Genomic DNA, 17,777 nt, shown 5'->3' on the forward strand with positions numbered 1-17,777 from the left:
GGGCCCCTTCCCTACCGGAGGCGTTAAGAGGGGGCCCTTCCTTTCACTCCAGCGCGTTCGCCTCGCGGATCACGGTGACCAGCTCGTCGATGATGCCGGTGAGCGCGAAGTCCTTCGGCGTGAACACCCGGGCCACCCCGGCGGTCCGCAGCGCCTGCGCGTCGGCGGCCGGGATGATCCCGCCCACCACCACCGGCAGGTCGCCCCGCCCGGCCGCGCGCAGCCCGTCCAGCACCGCCGGCACGGCGGCCAGGTGCGAGCCGGAGAGCACGGAGAGCCCGACCAGGTCGACGTCCTCCTCCACGGCCGCCGCCACGATCTGCCCGGCGGTCAGCCGGATGCCCTGGTAGACCACCTCGAAGCCGGCGTCGCGGGCGCGTACCGCGATCTGCTCCGCGCCGTTGGAGTGCCCGTCCAGCCCCGGCTTGCCGACCAGCAGCCGCAGCCGGCCGCTGCCCAGTTCCCGGGCGGTCGCGACGACCCGTTCGCGGACCCCGGCGAGGGTCGCGTCACCGGCTGCCCCGGCCGCCCCGGCCAGGCCGGTCGGCGCGCGGTACTCGCCGTACACCTGGCGCAGCGCGCCCGCCCACTCGCCGGTGGTGACCCCGGCCCGCACGCAGTCGAGCGTCGCCGCCATCAGGTTCGCCGTGGTGGCGGCGTCGGCACGCAGCCGCTCCAGCGCCGCCTCGACCGCCGCCGCGTCGCGGTCGGCCCGCCACCGGCGTACGCCGTCGGTGGCCGCCTCCTCGACGGCCGGGTCCACCTGCTCGATCGCCTCGGCGCCGGCCGCTGTGAGCGGGGACGGCTCGGTCTCGGTGAACCGGTTGACGCCGACCACCACGTCCGAGCCGGACTCCATCCGGCGGCGCCGGTCGGCGAGCGAGGCCACCAGCGCGCTCTTGAGGTAGCCGGACTCGACGGCGGTCACCACACCGCCCATCTCCAGGACCTTCTCCAGCTCGACGCGGGCACCCGAGACGATGTCGTCGACCAGCGCGGTCATCACGTGCGAGCCGGCGAACAGGTCCGGGTACTCCAGCAGGTCCGACTCGTACGCCAGCACCTGCTGCATGCGCAGCGACCACTGCTGGTCCCACGGGCGGGGCAGGCCGAGCGCCTCGTTCCAGGCGGGCAGCTGCACGGCGCGGGCGCGGGCGTCGCGGGACAGCGTGACGCCCAGCATCTCCAGCACGATGCGCTGGATGTTGTTCTCCGGCTGCGCCTCGGTCAGGCCCAGGGAGTTGACCTGGACGCCGTAGCGGAACCGGCGCTGCTTCGGGTTCTCCACGCCGTAGCGGTCGCGGGTGATCTCGTCCCAGAGCGCGCCGAACGCGCGCATCTTGGCGATCTCCTCGACGAAGCGCACCCCGGCGTTGACGAAGAACGAGATCCGCTGGACCACGTCGCCCATCCGCTCGGCCGGCACCTGGCCGGAGTCGCGCACGGTGTCCAGCACGGCGACGGCCGTGGCCAGCGCGAAGCCGACCTCCTGCACCGGCGTGGCGCCGGCCTCCTGGAGGTGGTACGAGCAGATGTTCACCGGGTTCCACCGGGGCATCTCCCGCAGCGTGTACGCGATCACGTCGGCGGTCAGCCGCAGCGACGCCGCCGGCGGGAAGATGTACGTCCCCCGGGACAGGTACTCCTTGATGATGTCGTTCTGCGTGGTGCCGGCGCAGCGGCTCAGCTCCGCGCCCTGCTCGGCGGCGACGGTGCCGTAGAGGCCGAGCAGCCACATCGCCGGGGCGTTGATGGTCATCGAGGTGTTCATCTCGGCGAGCGGGATGCCCTCGAACAGCGCCCGCATGTCGCCCAGGTGCGACAGCGGCACGCCGACCCGGCCCACCTCGCCGGAGGCCAGCTCGTGGTCCGGGTCGTACCCGGTCTGGGTGGGCAGGTCGAAGGCGACCGACAGGCCGGTCTGCCCCTTCGCCAGGTTGCGGCGGAAGAGCGCGTTGGTGGCCGCGGCGGAGGAGTGCCCGGCGTACGTGCGCATCACCCACGGGCGGTCCCGCTCCGGCAGTCGTCCCGGCATCGCGTCGTCCATGGCCGGAGTTTAAGTTACCGTTCAGTAAAAGAGAGTGTGGAAAACCACACAACCCGACGGCCCCACCGGTGGGCCGGCGCACGGCCGGCCCACCGTGCGGGTCACTCGCTGCGGGCGGTCTCCGGGCCGGTGATCCGTTCCAGCAGCGGCAGGGTGGCGGCGACGACCGCGAGGCAGCCGAGCACGCCCAGCGCCACCACCGCCGCGAACCCGATCCCGGGCACGCGCAGGTCGTAGTCCATCTGCGCGCGCAGGAACAGGTGCGCGGCGACCAGTCCCGCCCCGACCGCGACCACGACCACGGTCAGCAGCGGCACCGTGCTCTCCAGGGCCACCACCCGGCGCAGCAGGCGTACCGGGGCGCCACTGAGCCGCAGCAGGCTGAACGGCCGCTTCCGTTCACTCAGACCGGCCGCCACCGCCACCGCCAGGCTGCACCCGGCGAGCGCGAGACCGGCCACCACGACGATGTCGGCCAGCCGCTGCCAGCCCCGCATGGTGTCGGCGAAGTCGGCCTCGAAGTCGCCGGGCACGTTCGGCGCCACGAAGAAGGTGGGAAAGGCGGCTTCGAGGATCGTGCGGGCCCGCTCGACCGCGACCGGACCGTCCGCGTCCACCGCCACCTCACTCGCCGGCAGCCCCGCGAGGGCGGTCGGGTCCACCGACGACGACGGCCATACCCGGTCGGCCGAGGCCGACTCCCGCCAGGGGATCAGGCCCGGCGGCACCTCGGCGACGGCCGCCCCGGGGGCGCACCGACCGTAGGCGGGCGGGATGTCCGCGCAGGCGATCACCCCGGAGTCGCGGCCGACGCCCCGCACCGGGTTCTCCCGCACCAGCAGCGGGTCGCGTACGCCTGGGACCGCGTCGAGGTCGGCCAGCAGCGTGCCGGGCACCGGGGGGTCGTCCGTCAGCACCATCGAGAGCCGGCCGGCCTCCAGGGAACCCCGGGGCGCCGGACCGCGCTCGTGTGCGATCGTCCCCATCACGCCCACGGCCACCGTCGTGACGAACAGCGCGAGCATCACCCCGCTCACCGCCCGGAACCCGGCGGCCGGGTTGTCGGCGAGCCGGCGCGCGGCGATCAGCGCGGCCGGCCGGCTGGCCCGGGCGGCCATCGCCCGGGCGCCGACCATGGTCAGCCACGGGCCGCCCGTGATCAGGCCGACCATGACCAGCAGCAGGGCGGGCAGGAACAGCGCGGTCTGACCGTCCGACGTGGGGGGCCGGTAGACCAGGGCGAATCCCAGCCCGGCCAGGCCGAGGGCGAGCGGGATCAGCCGGTACACCCGGGGCGGTCGCGGGGTGACCCGGCGGTTGACGCCGAGCGGGGAGATCCGGACCCGGCGCAGGGCGATCCAGGCGGCGGCCGCCGCGCCCGCCGGCACGCCGAGCGCCACCACGAGGGCCTCCGGCGCCCCGAGGGCCATGTCGTCCGGGAAGAACGGCATGCCGGTGAACGGGATGCCGGCGAGCTGCCCGCGGAACGCGAAGAACACCGCGAAGCCCGCCGCCGCGCCGGCCGCCGCCGCGAGCGCGGCCTCGACGGCCGCGATCGCCGAGATCTGCCGGGGCGTGGCCCCGACCAGCCGCATGGCCGCGAACCTCTGCTCGCGGCGGGCGGCGCCGAGCCGGGTCGCCGTACCGATGAAGACGAGTAAGGGAAACAGCAGCCCGCCCCCGACCACGCCGAGGATGAGGTCGACCGCCGCCCCCGGCAGCGGAGCGCTGTTGTCGTCGAGCCGGGTGATCTTCCGGACCTGGTCGAGCCTGCTCACCTGCTCCGGGGTGCCGCCGACCAGGACGAGCAGGGTGTCCGGCGAGGTGAGCGCCGCCGGCCCGACGGCGCCGAGATCCCGGCCCGGATAACGGTCGGCGAGCTGGTCGGCGGGGGCGGCGGCCAGCAGCTGCCGCAGCGCCGGGGAGGCGTAGAACTCGCCGGGCCCGGGAGTACGGGGGACGCCGACCGGCGTGGGCGCGTCCGGGCCGGTCGCGGCGACGTCGACGCGGACGATCTGGTCGCCGCGGAAGTAGTCGGTCCGGGTGGACCACAGCAGCGGGTCGGCGGCCCCGTCGGCCGTCTCCTGCGGGTACATCGAGGCGTAGCGGGTGAGCTGGGCGCCGGCGGCGTGCACGCCGGCGAGCGTGGTGAGCAGCAGCCCGGTGCCCACCGCAACGGCGGCGGCGATGGCGACCAGCCGGAGCAGCGCCTCCCGGCCACCGGCGACGGCGAGCCGCAGCGCCAGCCCGGTCACGAGCCGACCCCGGCGGGGGCGTGGACCCGGCCGTCCCGCACCATGACCTCCCGGTCGGCGTACGCGGCGATGCGCGCCTCGTGCGTCACGAGGACGACAGTGGTGCCCCGCTCGCGGGCGGCGTCCACCAGCAGCGTCATCACCTCCTCGCCCGTGAGCGAGTCGAGCGCGCCGGTGGGCTCGTCGGCGAACAGCACCCGGGGCTCGGCGACCAGGCCGCGGGCCAGCGCGATCCGCTGGGCCTGCCCGCCGGACAGCTCGCCGGAGCGGCGGTGCTCCAGGCCGGCCAGGCCGAGCCGCTCGAACCAACCCCGGGCGGCGCGCAGCGCCGGAGTGCGGCGGACGCCGCGCAGCAGCAGCGGCAACGCCACGTTCTCCGCCGCGGTGAGTTCCGGCACGAGCTGCCCGAACTGGAAGACGAAGCCGAAGCTGTCGCGGCGCAGCGCGCTGCGGTCGGCCTCGCCGAGCGTGTCGATCCGGGTGCCGTCGAACCGGACCTCGCCGGAGTCGGGGCGCAGGATGCCGGCCAGGCAGTGCAGCAACGTCGACTTTCCGGAGCCGCTCGGTCCCATCACGGCGACCACCTCGCCGGCCGCCACGGCGAGGCTCGCGCCACGCAGGGCCGGTGTCTCGCCGAACGCGTACGTGACGTCGCGGGCCTCGATCATCGGGCTCATCGCCGTACCGCCTTTCTCAGGGCGTCCAGCCGGGCGCCTGTCGTCTCGATCCACCGCAGGTCCGCCTCCAGGTGGTAGAGGCCGTGGTCGGCGAGCATCACGTCGACGAGCTCGCCGTTGCGCTTGATCTCGGTCAGCTCGCGCATCCGGCTCAGGTGGGCGGCGCGCTGGCTGTCCAGGTACTCCTCGGCCGGGCGGTCGAGCATCAGCGCGAGCACGACCTTGGTGAACAGCAGGGTCTGGAGGTGCGGTTCCGGTTCGACCGGCTCGGTCAGCCAGTGCTCCACCTCGGTGGCGCCCACGTCGGTGATCACGTAGCGCTTGCGGTCCGGACCGGCACCGGGAGCGACATCGCCGACCACCACCTTGCCGTCGCGGGCGAGCCGGCTGAGCGTCGAGTAGACCTGCCCGTACGGCAGCGGCTTGCCGCGCCCGAAGAAGGTGTCGTAGTCGCGCTTGAGGTCGTAGCCGTGGCTCGGTTCGCGTTCGAGCAGCCCGAGCAGGGTCAGGGGAACCGTCATGACAAGAGAATACACCGGGTGTATACCTCGCGTATATAGCTGACCCGGCAGCGGAACGGGCCGCCGCACGACGCACACTTGACGTCATGGAGAACGAGCTCGCGATTTCCGTGCGAGGGCTGCGCAAGGCGTACGGCGGCAACGTCGCCGTGGCCGGGGTGGATCTGGACGTCCACCGGGGCGAGGTGTTCGCCCTGCTCGGCCCGAACGGCGCCGGCAAGACCACCACGGTCGAGATCCTGGAGGGCTACCGGCAGCGCGACGCCGGCGAGGTACGCGTCCTCGGTGCCGACCCCGCCCACCCCGACGCCGGCTGGCGCTCCCGCGTCGGCATCGTGCTCCAGGGCACCGGCGAGTTCGACGAGCTCAGCGTCATCGAGGTGGTCCGGCACTTCTCCGGCTTCTACCCGGGCGCGGACGACCCGGACAAGGTGGTCGAGCGGGTCGGGCTGGGCGCCAAGGCCAAGGCGCGCACGCACACGCTCTCCGGCGGGCAGAAGCGCCGCCTGGACGTGGCGCTCGGCATCATCGGCCGCCCCGAGCTGCTCTTCCTCGACGAACCGACCACCGGCTTCGACCCGGAGGCCCGCCGCGAGTTCTGGGAGCTGATCCGGGACCTGTCCGCCGCCGGTACCACGATCGTGCTCACCACCCACTACCTGGACGAGGCCGAGGCGCTCGCCGACCGGGTCGGCGTGATCGCCGCCGGGCGGGTGATCGAGGTCGCGCCGCCGACCGCGCTCGGCAACCGCCAGGAGTCGCTGGCGACCGTCTCCTGGCGTACCCCCGACGGGACGCCGGCCTCGGCGGAGACCGCGACGCCGACGGCGCTGGTGGCCGACCTGGCCGCGCGCTTCGGCGGCGAGGTGCCCGGCCTGACCGTGACCCGGCCGACCCTGGAAGACGTCTACCTGCGGATGATCGGACACTCATGACCACCACGACGAAGCCCGTAGCCCCGGTCGCCGCCACCCCGGCGCGGCGGACCGGCGCGGGCGCGCTGGCGATGCGCCAGGGTCGGCTGGAGATCACCCAGTTCCTGCGCAGCCGGGAGTCCGTCGTGTTCACGATGGGCTTCCCGATCATCATGATCCTGATCTTCGCGGCGATCTTCAGCGACGAGATCGCGCCCGGGGTCAGCTACACGCAGTACTTCATCACCGGCATGATCGCGACCGGCCTGATGACCGTGAGCTTCCAGAACCTCGGCATCTGGATCCCGATCGAGCGGGACCGGGGCGTGCTCAAGCGCTACCGCGGCACGCCGATGCCGAAGTGGGTCTGGTTCGCCGGCAAGGTGATCATGGTGGTGGTCATCGGCGTCGCCGAGACCGCGCTGCTGCTCGCCGTCTCGGTGGCGATGTTCGACCTGGACCTGCCGCAGACCACCGGCAAGTGGCTGACGTTCGCCTGGGTCGCCGTCCTCGGCGTCACCGCCTGCACACTGTGCGGCATCGCAATCTCGTCGCTGGCCCGCACCGCCCGCAGCGGCTCGGCGGTGGTCACGCCGGTCGCGCTGGTGCTCCAGTTCATCTCCGGCGTGTTCTTCGTCTTCACCAGCCTGCCCACCTGGATGCAGCAGGTCGCGGCGATCTTCCCGCTGAAGTGGATGTGCCAGGGACTGCGCGCGGTGTTCCTGCCGGACAGCTTCGGCGCGCGGGAGCCGGGCGGCTCGTTCGAGCTGGGCACCGTCGCGCTGGTGCTGGGCGCCTGGTGTGTCATCGGCCTGGTGCTCTGCCTGACCACGTTCCGCTGGACCACCAAGCGCGACGGCTGAGGTGTAAGGAAGGGCCCCCTATTAACGCCTCCGGTAGAGGAAGGGCCCTCTATTAACAGTGCGCGTTAAGAAGGGGCCCTTCCTAACCCGAGGTGGCACACTCGCCGGCATGGCACACACGCTGACCCGGCGGACGGTGCTGACCGCCGCCGCCGGGATCGCCGGGGTCGGCCTGGTCGGCGGCCTGGCCGCCCGGCAACTGGCCGGCCCTCGACCGGGACCGGCTCCGGCCCTGCCGGACGCCCCGGCCGGCGACGAGCGGCTCATCCGTATCGCGTCCGGCGCGCGCGGCCGTGAGGTGGACTTCTGGACGGCGGTGCCCGAGGGTTACGGCGACGGCCGCGGCCTGCCCGTCTGCCTGGTGCTGCACGGCGCGTCGGCCACCCCGCGCGACTACGGCCGGTTCGGGCTGGCCCGCTTCCTCACCGACGCGGTACGCCGGGGCGCCCCGCCGTTCGCGCTCGCGGGCGCCACCGGCGGACGGCTGTCCTGGCGCGCCGCCGGTGACGACGACCCGCAGCGGATGGTGCGCGAGGAGGTGCCCACCTGGTGCGCCCGGCGCGGGTTCGACAGCAGCCGGCTGGCTGTTTGGGGCTGGTCGATGGGGGGCTTCGGCGCGTTGCTGCTCGCGGAGACGTACCCGAGGTGGCTGCGGATGGCGGCGGCCTTCTCCCCCGCGGTGAGCCCCGGCGACGCGGTCTTCGCCGGCGTGGAGAAACTGCGCGGCACCCCGGTCGGGCTCTGGTGCGGGCGGCAGGACAACTTCCTCAAGGACGTCCGGGCGCTGGCCCGGGCACTGCCCGAGGAGCCGGTACGCGCCGCCTGGGCCGACGGGCGGCACAACTTCGGCTACTGGGGCACCGTCCTCCCGGACGCGTTCGCGCTGATCGGCGCCGCGCTCAGCCCGCCCCGCACCTGAACCGCCCGCAGCCGTGAACCGCCCCCGGCCGCGCGGGCCGGGGGCGGGACGGGCCGGTCAGTACGAGTAGAAGCCCTGGCCGGTCTTGCGGCCCAGGTCGCCGGCGGTGGCCATGCGCTGGAGCAGCTCCGGCGGGAAGAACTTCTCGTCGGCGGTGTCGGTGTAGATGTTGCGGGTGGCGTTGAGCAGCACGTCCACGCCGGTCAGGTCGACTGTGGCGAGCGGGCCCATGGCGTGGCCGAAGCCCAGCTTGCAAGCGGTGTCCAGGTCCTCGGCGGAGATCACGCCGGACTCGACGAGCTTGACCGCCTCCATCGCCAGCGCGCAGATCAGCCGGGTGGTGACGAAACCGGCGATGTCCCGGTTGACCACCACCACGGTCTTGCCGATCCCCTCGGCGAACGACTTCACCGTGTCCATCGTCGCGTCGCTGGTCTTGTAGCCGCGTACCAGCTCGCACAGCTTCATCATCGGCACCGGCGAGAAGAAGTGCGTGCCGACGACCGACTCCGGGCGCTCGGTGGCGGTGGCGATCTGGGTCACCGGGATGGCCGACGTGTTGGTGGCCAGCACCGCGTCCGCCTTGCAGATCTTGTCGAGCGCGCGGAACACCTCATGCTTGATCTCGATCTTCTCGAAGACCGCCTCGACCACGATGTCCGCGTCGGCGGCGGCCTCCAGGTCGGTGGTCGGGGTGATCCGGCCCAGCGTCGCCTCGACGTCGGACGCCTCGATCTTGCCCTTCTCGGCGAACTTCGTCAGCGACTTCCGGATGCCGTCCACACCGCGCTTCGTGGCCGCGTCGTCGATGTCGCGCAGCGTCACCTGCCAGCCCGCCTGCGCCGCCACCTGGGCGATGCCCGAGCCCATCAGCCCGGCACCGACGACCGCGAGTCGACCCGCCATCTGCTTCTCCCTCGCCGTGTTCTGCAACGTCTGCCAGAACCCTACTTAACGAGGGATAAGCCCCGGCCGTCAGATGGCCAGGTCCGGTTCCTCCGGCGCGGTGCCGCGCTCCACCTCGACGCCGAGCGCCCGCAGGTCGGCCACGAAGTCCGGGTAGCCCCGGTCGACGTGGTGCACGTGCGAGACCTCGGTCAGCCCGTCGGCGCAGAGCCCGGCGATGATCAGGCCGGCGCCGGCCCGGATGTCGGTGGCGCGTACCGGGGCGCCGGACAGCCGCTCCCGGCCGCACACCAGGGCGTGGTGGCCGTCGGTACGGATCTCCGCACCCAGCCGCATCATCTCGTTGGCGAACATGAACCGGCCGTCGAAGATGTTCTCGGTGATCAGCGAGCCGCCGTCGCTGACCGCCGCCAGCCCGATCGCCATCGGCAGCAGGTCGGTGGCGAAACCCGGGTACGGCAGCGTGACCACGTCGACCGCCCGTGGGCGGTCGTCCATCCGTACTCGGAAGGCGTCGCCCCGGGTCTCCACCAGGCCGCCGGCCGCGACCAGCTTGTCCAGCGCGACCTCCAGGTACGCCGGGTCCAGGCCGGTCACCGTCACGTCGCCGCGGGTCATCGCGGCGGCGAACGCCCAGGTGCCGGCCACGATCCGGTCCCCCACGGTGGCGTGCCGGACCGGCCGCAGCTCGGGTACGCCGACGATGTGCAGCGTCGACGTGCCAGCCCCCTCGATGCGGGCGCCCATCCGGCTCAGCATCGTGCAGATGTCGACGATCTCCGGCTCCCGGGCCGCGTTGTCGATCGTCGTGGCGCCCCGGGCCAGCACCGCCGCCATGACCAGGTTCTCGGTCGCGCCCACGCTCGGGAAGTCCAGCACGATGTCGGCGCCGTGCAGCCCGCCCGGCGCCTCGGCGATGACGAAGCCGTGCTCACCGGAGATCTCCGCGCCCATCCGGGCCAGCCCGGCGATGTGCATGTCCAGGCCGCGCGAGCCGATCGCGTCGCCGCCGGGGTGGGCCACCCGGACGTACCCTCGGCGGGCCAGCAGCGGGCCGAGCACGCAGATCGACGCGCGCAGCCGGCGGACCAGGTCGTAGTCGGCCTCCGCGCCGGGCCGCTCCGGCACGTCGATGAGCACCGACCGGGACCGCTCCACACCGCCCTGGGCCACCATCGGGTCGACCGGGTCGTCCGGGCCGAAGCGTACGCCGCAGCCGAGCCGCCGCAGCACCTCGCCCATGATCGCGATGTCGGTGATCCGGGGCACGTTGGTGATCAGGCTGCGGCCGGGCGCGAGCAACGCGGCGGCCATCAGCTTCAGCGCGGAGTTCTTCGCACCCACCACGTGCACGGTGCCGGCGAGCCGGGCGTCGCCGCGTACCCGGATGACGTCGACGTCGCTGAGCGCCGGATCGCTCGCGTCCCCCGGCCCCACCGGACTCGGCCGGGCTGGGATGGTCAGGTCCGGTATCCGTAGGCTGTGCGTCATGGCCGTCCACCTCACGCGCATCTACACCAAGGCCGGCGACGCCGGCATGACCAGGCTGAGCAACAACGAGCAGGTGCCGAAGACTGATCCGCGCATCGCCGCGTACGCGGACGTGGACGAGTGCAACGCCTCGATCGGCGTCGCGCTCGCCCTGGGGCAGCTCTCGGACGAGCTGCGGGCCGTGCTGGAGTCCGTGCAGAACGACATGTTCGACGTCGGCGCGGACCTGGCGACGCCGGTGGAGCCGGACCCGAAGTACCCGCCGCTGCGGGTGACCGAGGAGTACGTCGAGCGCCTCGAGGGCTGGTGCGACGAGTACAACGCGCGCCTGAGCAAGCTCGACTCCTTCATCCTCCCCGGCGGCACCGCGGGCGCGGCACTGCTGCACGTGGCACGGACGACCGCCCGGCGCGCCGAGCGTGCGGCGTGGGCGCTGGTCGCACACGACCCCGATCGGACCAGTCCCCTCCCGGCAAAGTATCTCAACCGGCTCTCCGATTTGCTCTTTATCCTGTCAAGAACGGCAAATCCGGACGGCGACGTGCTATGGGTGCCGGGCGGGAAGCGCTGACCATCGGCGGCCTCCATCACGTGGAGGTCTGGGTACCCGACCTGGCGGCGGCCAGTCGTTCCTGGGGCTGGCTTCTCGGTGAGCTGGGCTGGACGCCGCACCAGGACTGGCCCGCAGGCCGCTCCTGGCGCCTCGACGCGACCTACGTCGTGCTGGAGGAGTCACCCGCGCTCACCGGCCGCACCCACGACAGGCGCGCGCCCGGGCTGAACCACCTGGCCTTCCACGCCGGCCCGCCGGCCGCCGTCGACCGCCTGGTCACTACCGCCGGAGAGTACGGCTGGACGCTGCTGTTCCCGGAGCGGCACCCGCACGCTGGCGGCCCGGACAGCTACGCCGCCTACCTGACCGACGGGCAGGGGTACGAGGTCGAGTTGGTCGCAGACGCGTGAAGGCCGGCACCCCGTTGTCGGGGTGCCGGCCTGTCTCGCTGTGGGTCTTACTTGGTCCAGTGTTCGGCGACCAGGTCGGCGGCCTGCTGTTCCCACTGGGCGTAGTGGTCGGGGTAGGCGGAGACCTGGACGGTCTGGGCGGCCTTGGTCAGCGGCATGTCCTGCCAGCCGTCGACCTGCTTCAGACCCTTCAGGAACGCCGTGGTGGAGTACTCGGGGTCGGTGATCTGCTCCACCGTGCCCCACCCGCTAGACGGGCGCTGCTGGAACAGGCCCTGCGAGTCGTGGTCGTTACGGTCACCCAGGTGACCGAGGTTCTCCAGCTTCGACTCCTGCAACGCCGTCGCGATCGACACCACCGCGGCACGCTCGTCCATCCCGGCCTTCTTCGTCGCCGCGATGATCGCCTTCACATTCGCGACCTGCTCGTCGTTCAGCTCGATCCGCGACTGCTCACCCTGCACACCATGCGGGACCAGCTTGTCGCCCTGCACCGAGACGCTCACCGGCTTGGCCGCGTGGGCGGTGGTGTCCGCCGCGTGGGCGGCCACCGGACCGGCGAACACACCACCGGTGAAAGCCAGACCAGCAATACCCAGAACGCTCTTCCGCAGAATCGTGTTCATCACACACGCTCCATTCGGGGGTCGACACACCCGCCGGGGCGGGATGCGTGGGCACCGTCAGGCGCTCAGAAAGACTGGGGGATCCGGCCGCACACGCAGGCAGGGGGTGCCACATCGCGGCGCCGGAAGCATGTCCAACGACCCGCCACCCGGCATCATTCCCGGGCGCCTCACGCCACCGTCGAGCGGCGCGGGTTCACGTCGTCGGAACCGTGTTCAACGACCAGCCGACCGGGATCATTCCCGGGGCCTCGCGGATGCCGCCCGCTGAGGGCGCCGCGGTGCTCGGCCGTTCACCCGGTTACAACGCCACCCACCCGCCGCCGATTCCACCCCCACAGTGCCGCCCACCACCCCCGAACCCGACACACCACCCACAAGCCCCCCCACACACACCCGACCCCCGACCGGGCCCAGCCGAGGCACCGCACCCCACGCCCCGGGTGATCAAGGAGTTTGCGGCAGTTCCCGGCGCCGCCGAGGACCCAAACTCCTTGATCACCTGCCGAAAGGGCCTCCCCGGGCACCCCGCAGAACGTCGATCATGAGGTTGACGGCGACGAAACGGACACCAGACACCGCCAAGTTCATGATCGACCCGGTCGGACCGGCCAGGTCGAGCGGAACCGAGCCGGCGGGCTCGGCCCGGCGGGCTCGCGCGGGCTCGGGCCGGCGGGACCGAGCGAGCCCGCAAGGGGCGGGACCGAAGCGCCGGAGCATCACCCACACCACGCGATCTTGCAGTTCGCGCCCCCTGGACACCCCATTCGCGTGGTTTGCGGGGCACCGAAGTGCAAGATCACGCGGCGGCACCGGCGGGACACCGAACGGCTCTCGGCCGGGCCGACGAGAACTCCCGCGAACCTCGGCCAACCCGCCGATCTGGAGTTGTGGCACCTCGCCAAATGCGCTAACCGGGCATCCGAGGCGCCACAACTCCAGATCGGCGACAGAGGGGCTCGCGATCGACAGGGGTGGGGCGGAGTGTGCGGGGCGCGCTCAGGCGGCGGGCCAGTCCTGGGACGCCAGACGCGGCGAGACCGCCCCCGGAGGGGCGGCCTCGAGCCAGGACAGGAATCCGGTGACCGTGGATCGCGCCATGGCGATCTCGATCGGCGCGTGGTGGCTGGTACAGCGAAGGATGACCCACTCGGCCGGCATGGACATGCGCTCCTGGCCCTCGGGCAGCCGGCGACGCTCGACCGCCAGCCCCTTACGCGAGAGAACCCGCTTGGGGCGCAGCGCGAAGCTGAACATGCGATACCAGCGGAGCTCGTCGCCGACGAAGCGACCGAATCCGGGTGACCAGCCGCGACCGTCGAGGATCGTGTTGACCCGGACGCTCAGCCGTATGATGCCACCGCTACGCGTGAACAGGGCCCGCCGGATGAAGAGGATCAGAATGGCGACGACGACTACCGCGACGCCGATTCCGAACCCTTCGACGATCTCCATCGGCGGGTCGGCTCAGCGGGCCGGGGTGGCGGGGGTTGCGCTCTCGGCGAGCACCGTGACGCCCTCGGCGGTCACCGACAGGAAGCCGCCGGGTACGTCGAATGCGACCTGCTGGCCACCGGCCTGCTTGATGCGTACCTGGCTGGGCTCCGCGAGCTGGCCGAGCAGCGGTGCGTGCCCCGGCAGCACACCGAGCTCACCCTCGGTCGTCCGCGCGACGACCATCTCGGCCTCGCCGGTCCAGACCTTCTCCTCGACGGCTACGAGCTCGACGTGAAGCTGCTGTGCCACGCTGTCTCCTTGCTGCGGCGGCGGGGTTGCCGAAAGTCTAGTCGCGCCCCTGCGGCCCACCCAACGCGGGTGGTGAGAGCCGGACCACCACGGCCCCGCACCCGCTCAGGCTACTTGGCCTTCTGGATGAAGTCGGGGTGCTCCAGCAGGAAGGCGTCGAGCTGTTCGGCACGTAGCGCGGTGAAGAAGTCCTCGGCCGGTTCGAGCAGTTGCTCACCCCGGTAATTGCTGCCGGTGCCGATCCCCCCACCCGGCAGCTTGATCGTCTCGATCGCGTCGGGGCGGATGTCCTTCAGCGCCAGCCCGAAGTCCACCACGCTGTTGCCGCGCCCGTTGAAGACCAGCGACTTGCCGGCCGCGCGCAACACCCGGTCCAGCTTGACCGGGTTGGTCACCACGTCGGCGCTGAACGCCTGGCTCGCCATCGCCTTGACGAACTGCTGCTGGTGCCGCTGCCGGCCGTAGTCGCTGTCCGGCACGCCGTTCTTCGGGTAGCGCTGCCTGACGTAGTCGAGTGCCTGCCAGCCCTCCAGGTGGGCGTTGCCCTTCTTGTACACCGCCTGGGGCCCGAGGTAGCCGCCGCCACCGGGCCTGAGCTGGCGGGGCGTGCCGTCCGGCTGGAGGTGTTCGGACCGCACCTCCCGCTCGATGTACATGTCGACGCCGCCCATGGCGTCGACGATCTTCTTGAAGCCGCTGAAGTTGATGATCGCGCCGGCGTCGAAGCGCGTGATGCCGGTGACCTCCTGCACGGTCTTGGCGAGCAGCTCGAAGCCCTGCGCGGTGCTGGGGTTCTGCCCGGGGACGTTGCTGCCGTGCGACATGGCCGCGTTGAGCCGGTCGTTGGCACCCGGGTAGTCGGCCTTGGGGAAGGCCGGGATGTCCACCCGCAGGTCGCGCGGGAGCGAGAAGAGATAGCCCCGGTCCATGCTGGCGGGCACGTGCAGCACCATGATCGAGTCGGCCAGCGGGCGGGCCGTCGACGTACGCGGGTCCACGCCGACCAGCAGGATGTTGAGCGGGCCCTTGATGTCGCTCTTCTTCTCGTTGGCGCCGGCGGCCTGGTCACCGAAGAGGTCCGCCTTGCCGACCGATCCCTCGTAACGGGCGACCAGGGCGCGGGAGCCGATCAGCACGGAACCGCTGAGCACCACCATGACGATGCCCAGGATCGTGCAGACACGGGCCCACCGGGGCACGCCGCGCCACATGGACCGCTTTCCGCGATCCGCGCCGCCCTTACCGCCCACGAGCATCTCCAATCGTCGCGCCCACGGTAGGGATACGGGCGCGGAGGTCCGTCTGGTTGCAGAGATCAACAGCCGGGATGTGAAGTCGTGTCAGGAACGGTAACGCGCGATCCGGCGAACCGCTTGCTGGAGAACCGGGCATCTGATAGCGCAGTGCCCCTAACAGGCGAAGGCCGCCCCGGCTTTCGCCGGGACGGCCCTCGTGTGTGTGAGCGGGCTCTCAGCCCTCCTCACCCATCAGCTCCTTGGCCTTGGCCTTGAGGTCCTCCAGGCCGCCGCACATGAAGAACGCCTGCTCCGGGAAGTGGTCGAACTCCCCCTCGCTGATCCGGCGGAAGGCGTCGATGGTCTCGTCGATCGGGACCGTCGAGCCGGGGACGCCGGTGAACTGCTCGGCCGCGTACGTGTTCTGCGAGAGGAACCGCTCGATCCGGCGGGCACGGCCGACGGTGAGCTTGTCCTCCTCGGAGAGCTCCTCGATGCCGAGGATGGCGATGATGTCCTGCAGGTCCTTGTAGCGCTGCAGGATCCGCTTCACCTCGGTGGCGACGGCGAAGTGCTCCTCGCCGACGAACTCCGGGGCGAGGATCCGGGACGAGGACGCCAGCGGGTCCACGGCCGGGTAGATGCCCTTGTCGGAGATCGACCGCTCCAGGTTGGTGGTCGCGTCGAGGTGGGCGAACGTGGTGGCCGGCGCCGGGTCGGTGTAGTCGTCGGCGGGCACGTAGATCGCCTGCATCGAGGTGATGGCCTGGCCACGGACGGAGGTGATCCGCTCCTGCAGCTCGCCCATCTCGTCGGCCAGGGTCGGCTGGTAACCCACGGCGCTCGGCATGCGGCCGAGCAGCGTGGACACCTCGGAACCGGCCTGGGTGAAGCGGAAGATGTTGTCGATGAAGAGCAGCACCTCCTGCTTCTTCACGTCGCGGAAGTACTCCGCCATGGTCAGCGCGGACAGCGCGACCCGCAGGCGGGTGCCCGGCGGCTCGTCCATCTGGCCGTAGACCAGCGCGGTCTTGTCGATGACGCCCGACTCGGTCATCTCGGCGATGAGGTCGTTGCCCTCGCGGGTGCGCTCACCCACGCCGGCGAAGACCGAGGTACCACCGAAGTTCCGGGCCACCCGGGTGATCATCTCCTGGATGAGCACCGTCTTGCCCACGCCGGCACCGCCGAACAGGCCGATCTTGCCGCCCTTGACGTACGGCGCGAGCAGGTCGATGACCTTGATGCCGGTCTCCAGCATCTCGGTCTTCGGCTCCAGGTCCGCGAAGGCCGGGGCCTTGCGGTGGATGCCCCACCGGTCGTCGGCGTCGATCGTCTCGCCCTCGGCGAGGTTGAGGCACTCGCCGATCGCGTTGAACACGTGGCCCTTGACCGCGTCGCCCACCGGCACGCTGATCGGCGCCCCGGTGTCGCGCACCTCGGTGCCGCGCACCAGGCCGTCGGTCGGCTGCATCGAGATGGCGCGGACCAGGTTGTCACCCAGGTGCTGGGCGACCTCCAGGGTCAGCGTCTTCTCACCGCCGGAGAGGGTCACGTCGACGTGCAGGGCGTTGAACAGCTCCGGCATGGCGTCGCGCGGGAACTCGGCGTCGACGACCGGGCCGATGACCCGGACCACGCGACCCGTGGCCGTCTTGGTCTCAACTGCGGATACAGTCATCACACTTCACTTCCCGACGCGGCCAGCGCGTTCGCGCCGCCGACGATCTCACTGATCTCCTGGGTGATCCCGGCCTGACGGGCCGAGTTCATCTCGCGCGTGTACTTCTCGATCATCTCTTCGGCGTTGTCGGTGGCGCTCTTCATCGCCCGCCGGCGCGCGGCCGACTCGCTCGCCGCCGACTCCAGCAACGCCGCGAAGATCCGCGTGTTGATGTACTTCGGCAGCAGGGCGTCGAGCAGCGACTCCGGCTCCGGCTCGAACTCGTACGCCGGAAGTGCGCCCTCGGTCCGCGGCCGGTCCTCGACCTGCATCGGGCCGATGATCCGGGTCACCGGGTTCTGCGTCATCAGGGACTTGAACTCGGTGTAGACGATGTGCAGCTCGTCCACGCCGAGGATCCCGTCGGCACCGGCGTCACCGTCGGTGTCGTCCGCGCCGGCGGTGAACGCCTTGATCAGCGTGTCACCGACCTCGCGGGCGTCGGCGAACGTCGGCTGCTCCGAGAAGCCCGTCCAGCTACCGGCGATCTGCCGGCTGCGGAACCGGTAGTACGCCACGCCCTTGCGGCCGATGACGTAGAGCACCGGCTCCTTGCCGTCGGCGCGCAGCCGGGCGATCAGCGACTCGGCGGTCCGGATCGCGTTCGAGCTGTACCCACCGGCCAGACCCCGGTCGGCCGTGACCAGCAGGACGCCCGCCCGCCGCACCCGCTCGCGCGGGGTGAGCAGCGGGTGGTCGATCCGCGCGTTCGAGGCCAGCGCCGTCAGCACGCCGGTGATCGCCTCGGCGTACGGCAGCGAGGCCGCCACCTTGGCCTGGGCCTTGGCGATGCGGCTCGTCGCGACGAGCTCCATCGCCTTGGTGATCTTCTTCATCCCCTTGGCGGAACGGATCCGCTGCCGGAGAACGCGTACCTGGGCGGCCATCGGA

General features: G+C 71.8%; 17 protein-coding genes. 5 read left to right on the top strand and 12 right to left on the bottom strand.

Annotated features, from left to right (window positions below):
- Positions 1-43 precede the first annotated feature (43 nt).
- From KSK32_RS05770 to KSK32_RS05785, 4 genes are all read right to left on the bottom strand, one after another.
- Positions 44-2,047, bottom strand: a complete 2,004-nt coding sequence (locus tag KSK32_RS05770; RefSeq protein ID WP_216929236.1) for a protein meaA — start codon at positions 2,045-2,047, stop codon at positions 44-46.
- 101 nt (positions 2,048-2,148) lie between these two features.
- A complete protein-coding gene (locus tag KSK32_RS05775) occupies positions 2,149-4,302 on the bottom strand; it encodes an FtsX-like permease family protein (protein WP_216929237.1) in 2,154 nt (717 codons plus the stop codon).
- Positions 4,299-4,979, bottom strand: coding sequence for an ABC transporter ATP-binding protein (locus KSK32_RS05780; protein ID WP_216929239.1), 681 nt, complete (start codon positions 4,977-4,979; stop codon positions 4,299-4,301). Before KSK32_RS05780 ends, KSK32_RS05775 begins: the two co-directional genes overlap by 4 nt.
- On the bottom strand, positions 4,976-5,500 hold the full coding sequence (locus KSK32_RS05785) for a PadR family transcriptional regulator (protein WP_216929246.1): 525 nt from the start codon (positions 5,498-5,500) through the stop codon (positions 4,976-4,978). Before KSK32_RS05785 ends, KSK32_RS05780 begins: the two co-directional genes overlap by 4 nt.
- Before the next feature lie 86 nt (positions 5,501-5,586).
- On the opposite strand from KSK32_RS05785, the gene KSK32_RS05790 reads away from it, so the two are divergent.
- The 3 genes from KSK32_RS05790 (at position 5,587) to KSK32_RS05800 (ending at position 8,196) form a co-directional block, all read left to right on the top strand.
- Entirely contained in the window at positions 5,587-6,435 is an 849-nt protein-coding gene (locus KSK32_RS05790; RefSeq protein WP_216929248.1) for an ABC transporter ATP-binding protein, read from the top strand.
- Positions 6,432-7,277, top strand: coding sequence for an ABC transporter permease (locus KSK32_RS05795; RefSeq protein ID WP_216929250.1), 846 nt, complete (start codon positions 6,432-6,434; stop codon positions 7,275-7,277). Before KSK32_RS05790 ends, KSK32_RS05795 begins: the two co-directional genes overlap by 4 nt.
- Positions 7,278-7,386: 109 nt before the next feature.
- Positions 7,387-8,196 (top strand): alpha/beta hydrolase family protein, encoded by an 810-nt coding sequence (locus KSK32_RS05800; protein WP_216929251.1) that lies wholly within the window; start codon positions 7,387-7,389, stop codon positions 8,194-8,196.
- A gap of 57 nt (positions 8,197-8,253) precedes the next feature.
- Here the strand turns inward: KSK32_RS05800 and KSK32_RS05805 are convergent, their stop codons facing one another.
- On the bottom strand, positions 8,254-9,102 hold the full coding sequence (locus KSK32_RS05805; protein ID WP_135241796.1) for a 3-hydroxyacyl-CoA dehydrogenase family protein: 849 nt from the start codon (positions 9,100-9,102) through the stop codon (positions 8,254-8,256).
- Between the two features lie 69 nt (positions 9,103-9,171).
- Positions 9,172-10,593 (bottom strand): UDP-N-acetylglucosamine 1-carboxyvinyltransferase, encoded by a 1,422-nt coding sequence (gene murA, locus KSK32_RS05810; RefSeq protein WP_216929253.1) that lies wholly within the window; start codon positions 10,591-10,593, stop codon positions 9,172-9,174.
- Between murA and KSK32_RS05815 the strand changes: the two genes are divergently transcribed.
- Together KSK32_RS05815 and KSK32_RS05820 are read left to right on the top strand one after the other, a co-directional pair.
- A complete protein-coding gene (locus KSK32_RS05815; protein WP_013475364.1) occupies positions 10,592-11,164 on the top strand; it encodes a cob(I)yrinic acid a,c-diamide adenosyltransferase in 573 nt (190 codons plus the stop codon). The genes murA and KSK32_RS05815 overlap by 2 nt on opposite strands.
- On the top strand, positions 11,140-11,556 hold the full coding sequence (locus KSK32_RS05820) for a VOC family protein (protein ID WP_216929255.1): 417 nt from the start codon (positions 11,140-11,142) through the stop codon (positions 11,554-11,556). Before KSK32_RS05815 ends, KSK32_RS05820 begins: the two co-directional genes overlap by 25 nt.
- A 47-nt stretch (positions 11,557-11,603) precedes the next feature.
- Here the strand turns inward: KSK32_RS05820 and KSK32_RS05825 are convergent, their stop codons facing one another.
- The 6 genes from KSK32_RS05825 to KSK32_RS05850 form a co-directional block, all read right to left on the bottom strand.
- Positions 11,604-12,182: a hypothetical protein gene (locus KSK32_RS05825; RefSeq protein WP_216929256.1), complete on the bottom strand. Its 579-nt coding sequence runs from the start codon at positions 12,180-12,182 to the stop codon at positions 11,604-11,606.
- A gap of 999 nt (positions 12,183-13,181) precedes the next feature.
- Entirely contained in the window at positions 13,182-13,637 is a 456-nt protein-coding gene (locus KSK32_RS05830) for a DUF2550 domain-containing protein (protein ID WP_216929258.1), read from the bottom strand.
- Between the two features lie 12 nt (positions 13,638-13,649).
- Positions 13,650-13,928: a F0F1 ATP synthase subunit epsilon gene (locus KSK32_RS05835; protein ID WP_018789134.1), complete on the bottom strand. Its 279-nt coding sequence runs from the start codon at positions 13,926-13,928 to the stop codon at positions 13,650-13,652.
- A gap of 110 nt (positions 13,929-14,038) precedes the next feature.
- The gene (locus KSK32_RS05840) at positions 14,039-15,184 is read right to left on the bottom strand and encodes an LCP family protein (protein ID WP_216929260.1); all 1,146 of its coding nucleotides are present in this window, start codon (positions 15,182-15,184) and stop codon (positions 14,039-14,041) included.
- A 214-nt stretch (positions 15,185-15,398) separates the two neighbouring features.
- Positions 15,399-16,844 (bottom strand): F0F1 ATP synthase subunit beta, encoded by a 1,446-nt coding sequence (atpD, locus tag KSK32_RS05845; RefSeq protein ID WP_216929262.1) that lies wholly within the window; start codon positions 16,842-16,844, stop codon positions 15,399-15,401.
- Positions 16,844-17,773 carry a F0F1 ATP synthase subunit gamma gene (locus KSK32_RS05850; protein ID WP_018789137.1) on the bottom strand — a complete coding sequence of 310 codons (930 nt, stop codon included), beginning with the start codon at positions 17,771-17,773 and terminating at the stop codon, positions 16,844-16,846. Before KSK32_RS05850 ends, atpD begins: the two co-directional genes overlap by 1 nt.
- Between the last annotated feature and the right edge of the window lie 4 nt (positions 17,774-17,777).

This window comes from Micromonospora sp. WMMB482, from assembly GCF_019038635.1.
Lineage (GTDB): Bacteria > Actinomycetota > Actinomycetes > Mycobacteriales > Micromonosporaceae > Micromonospora > Micromonospora marina.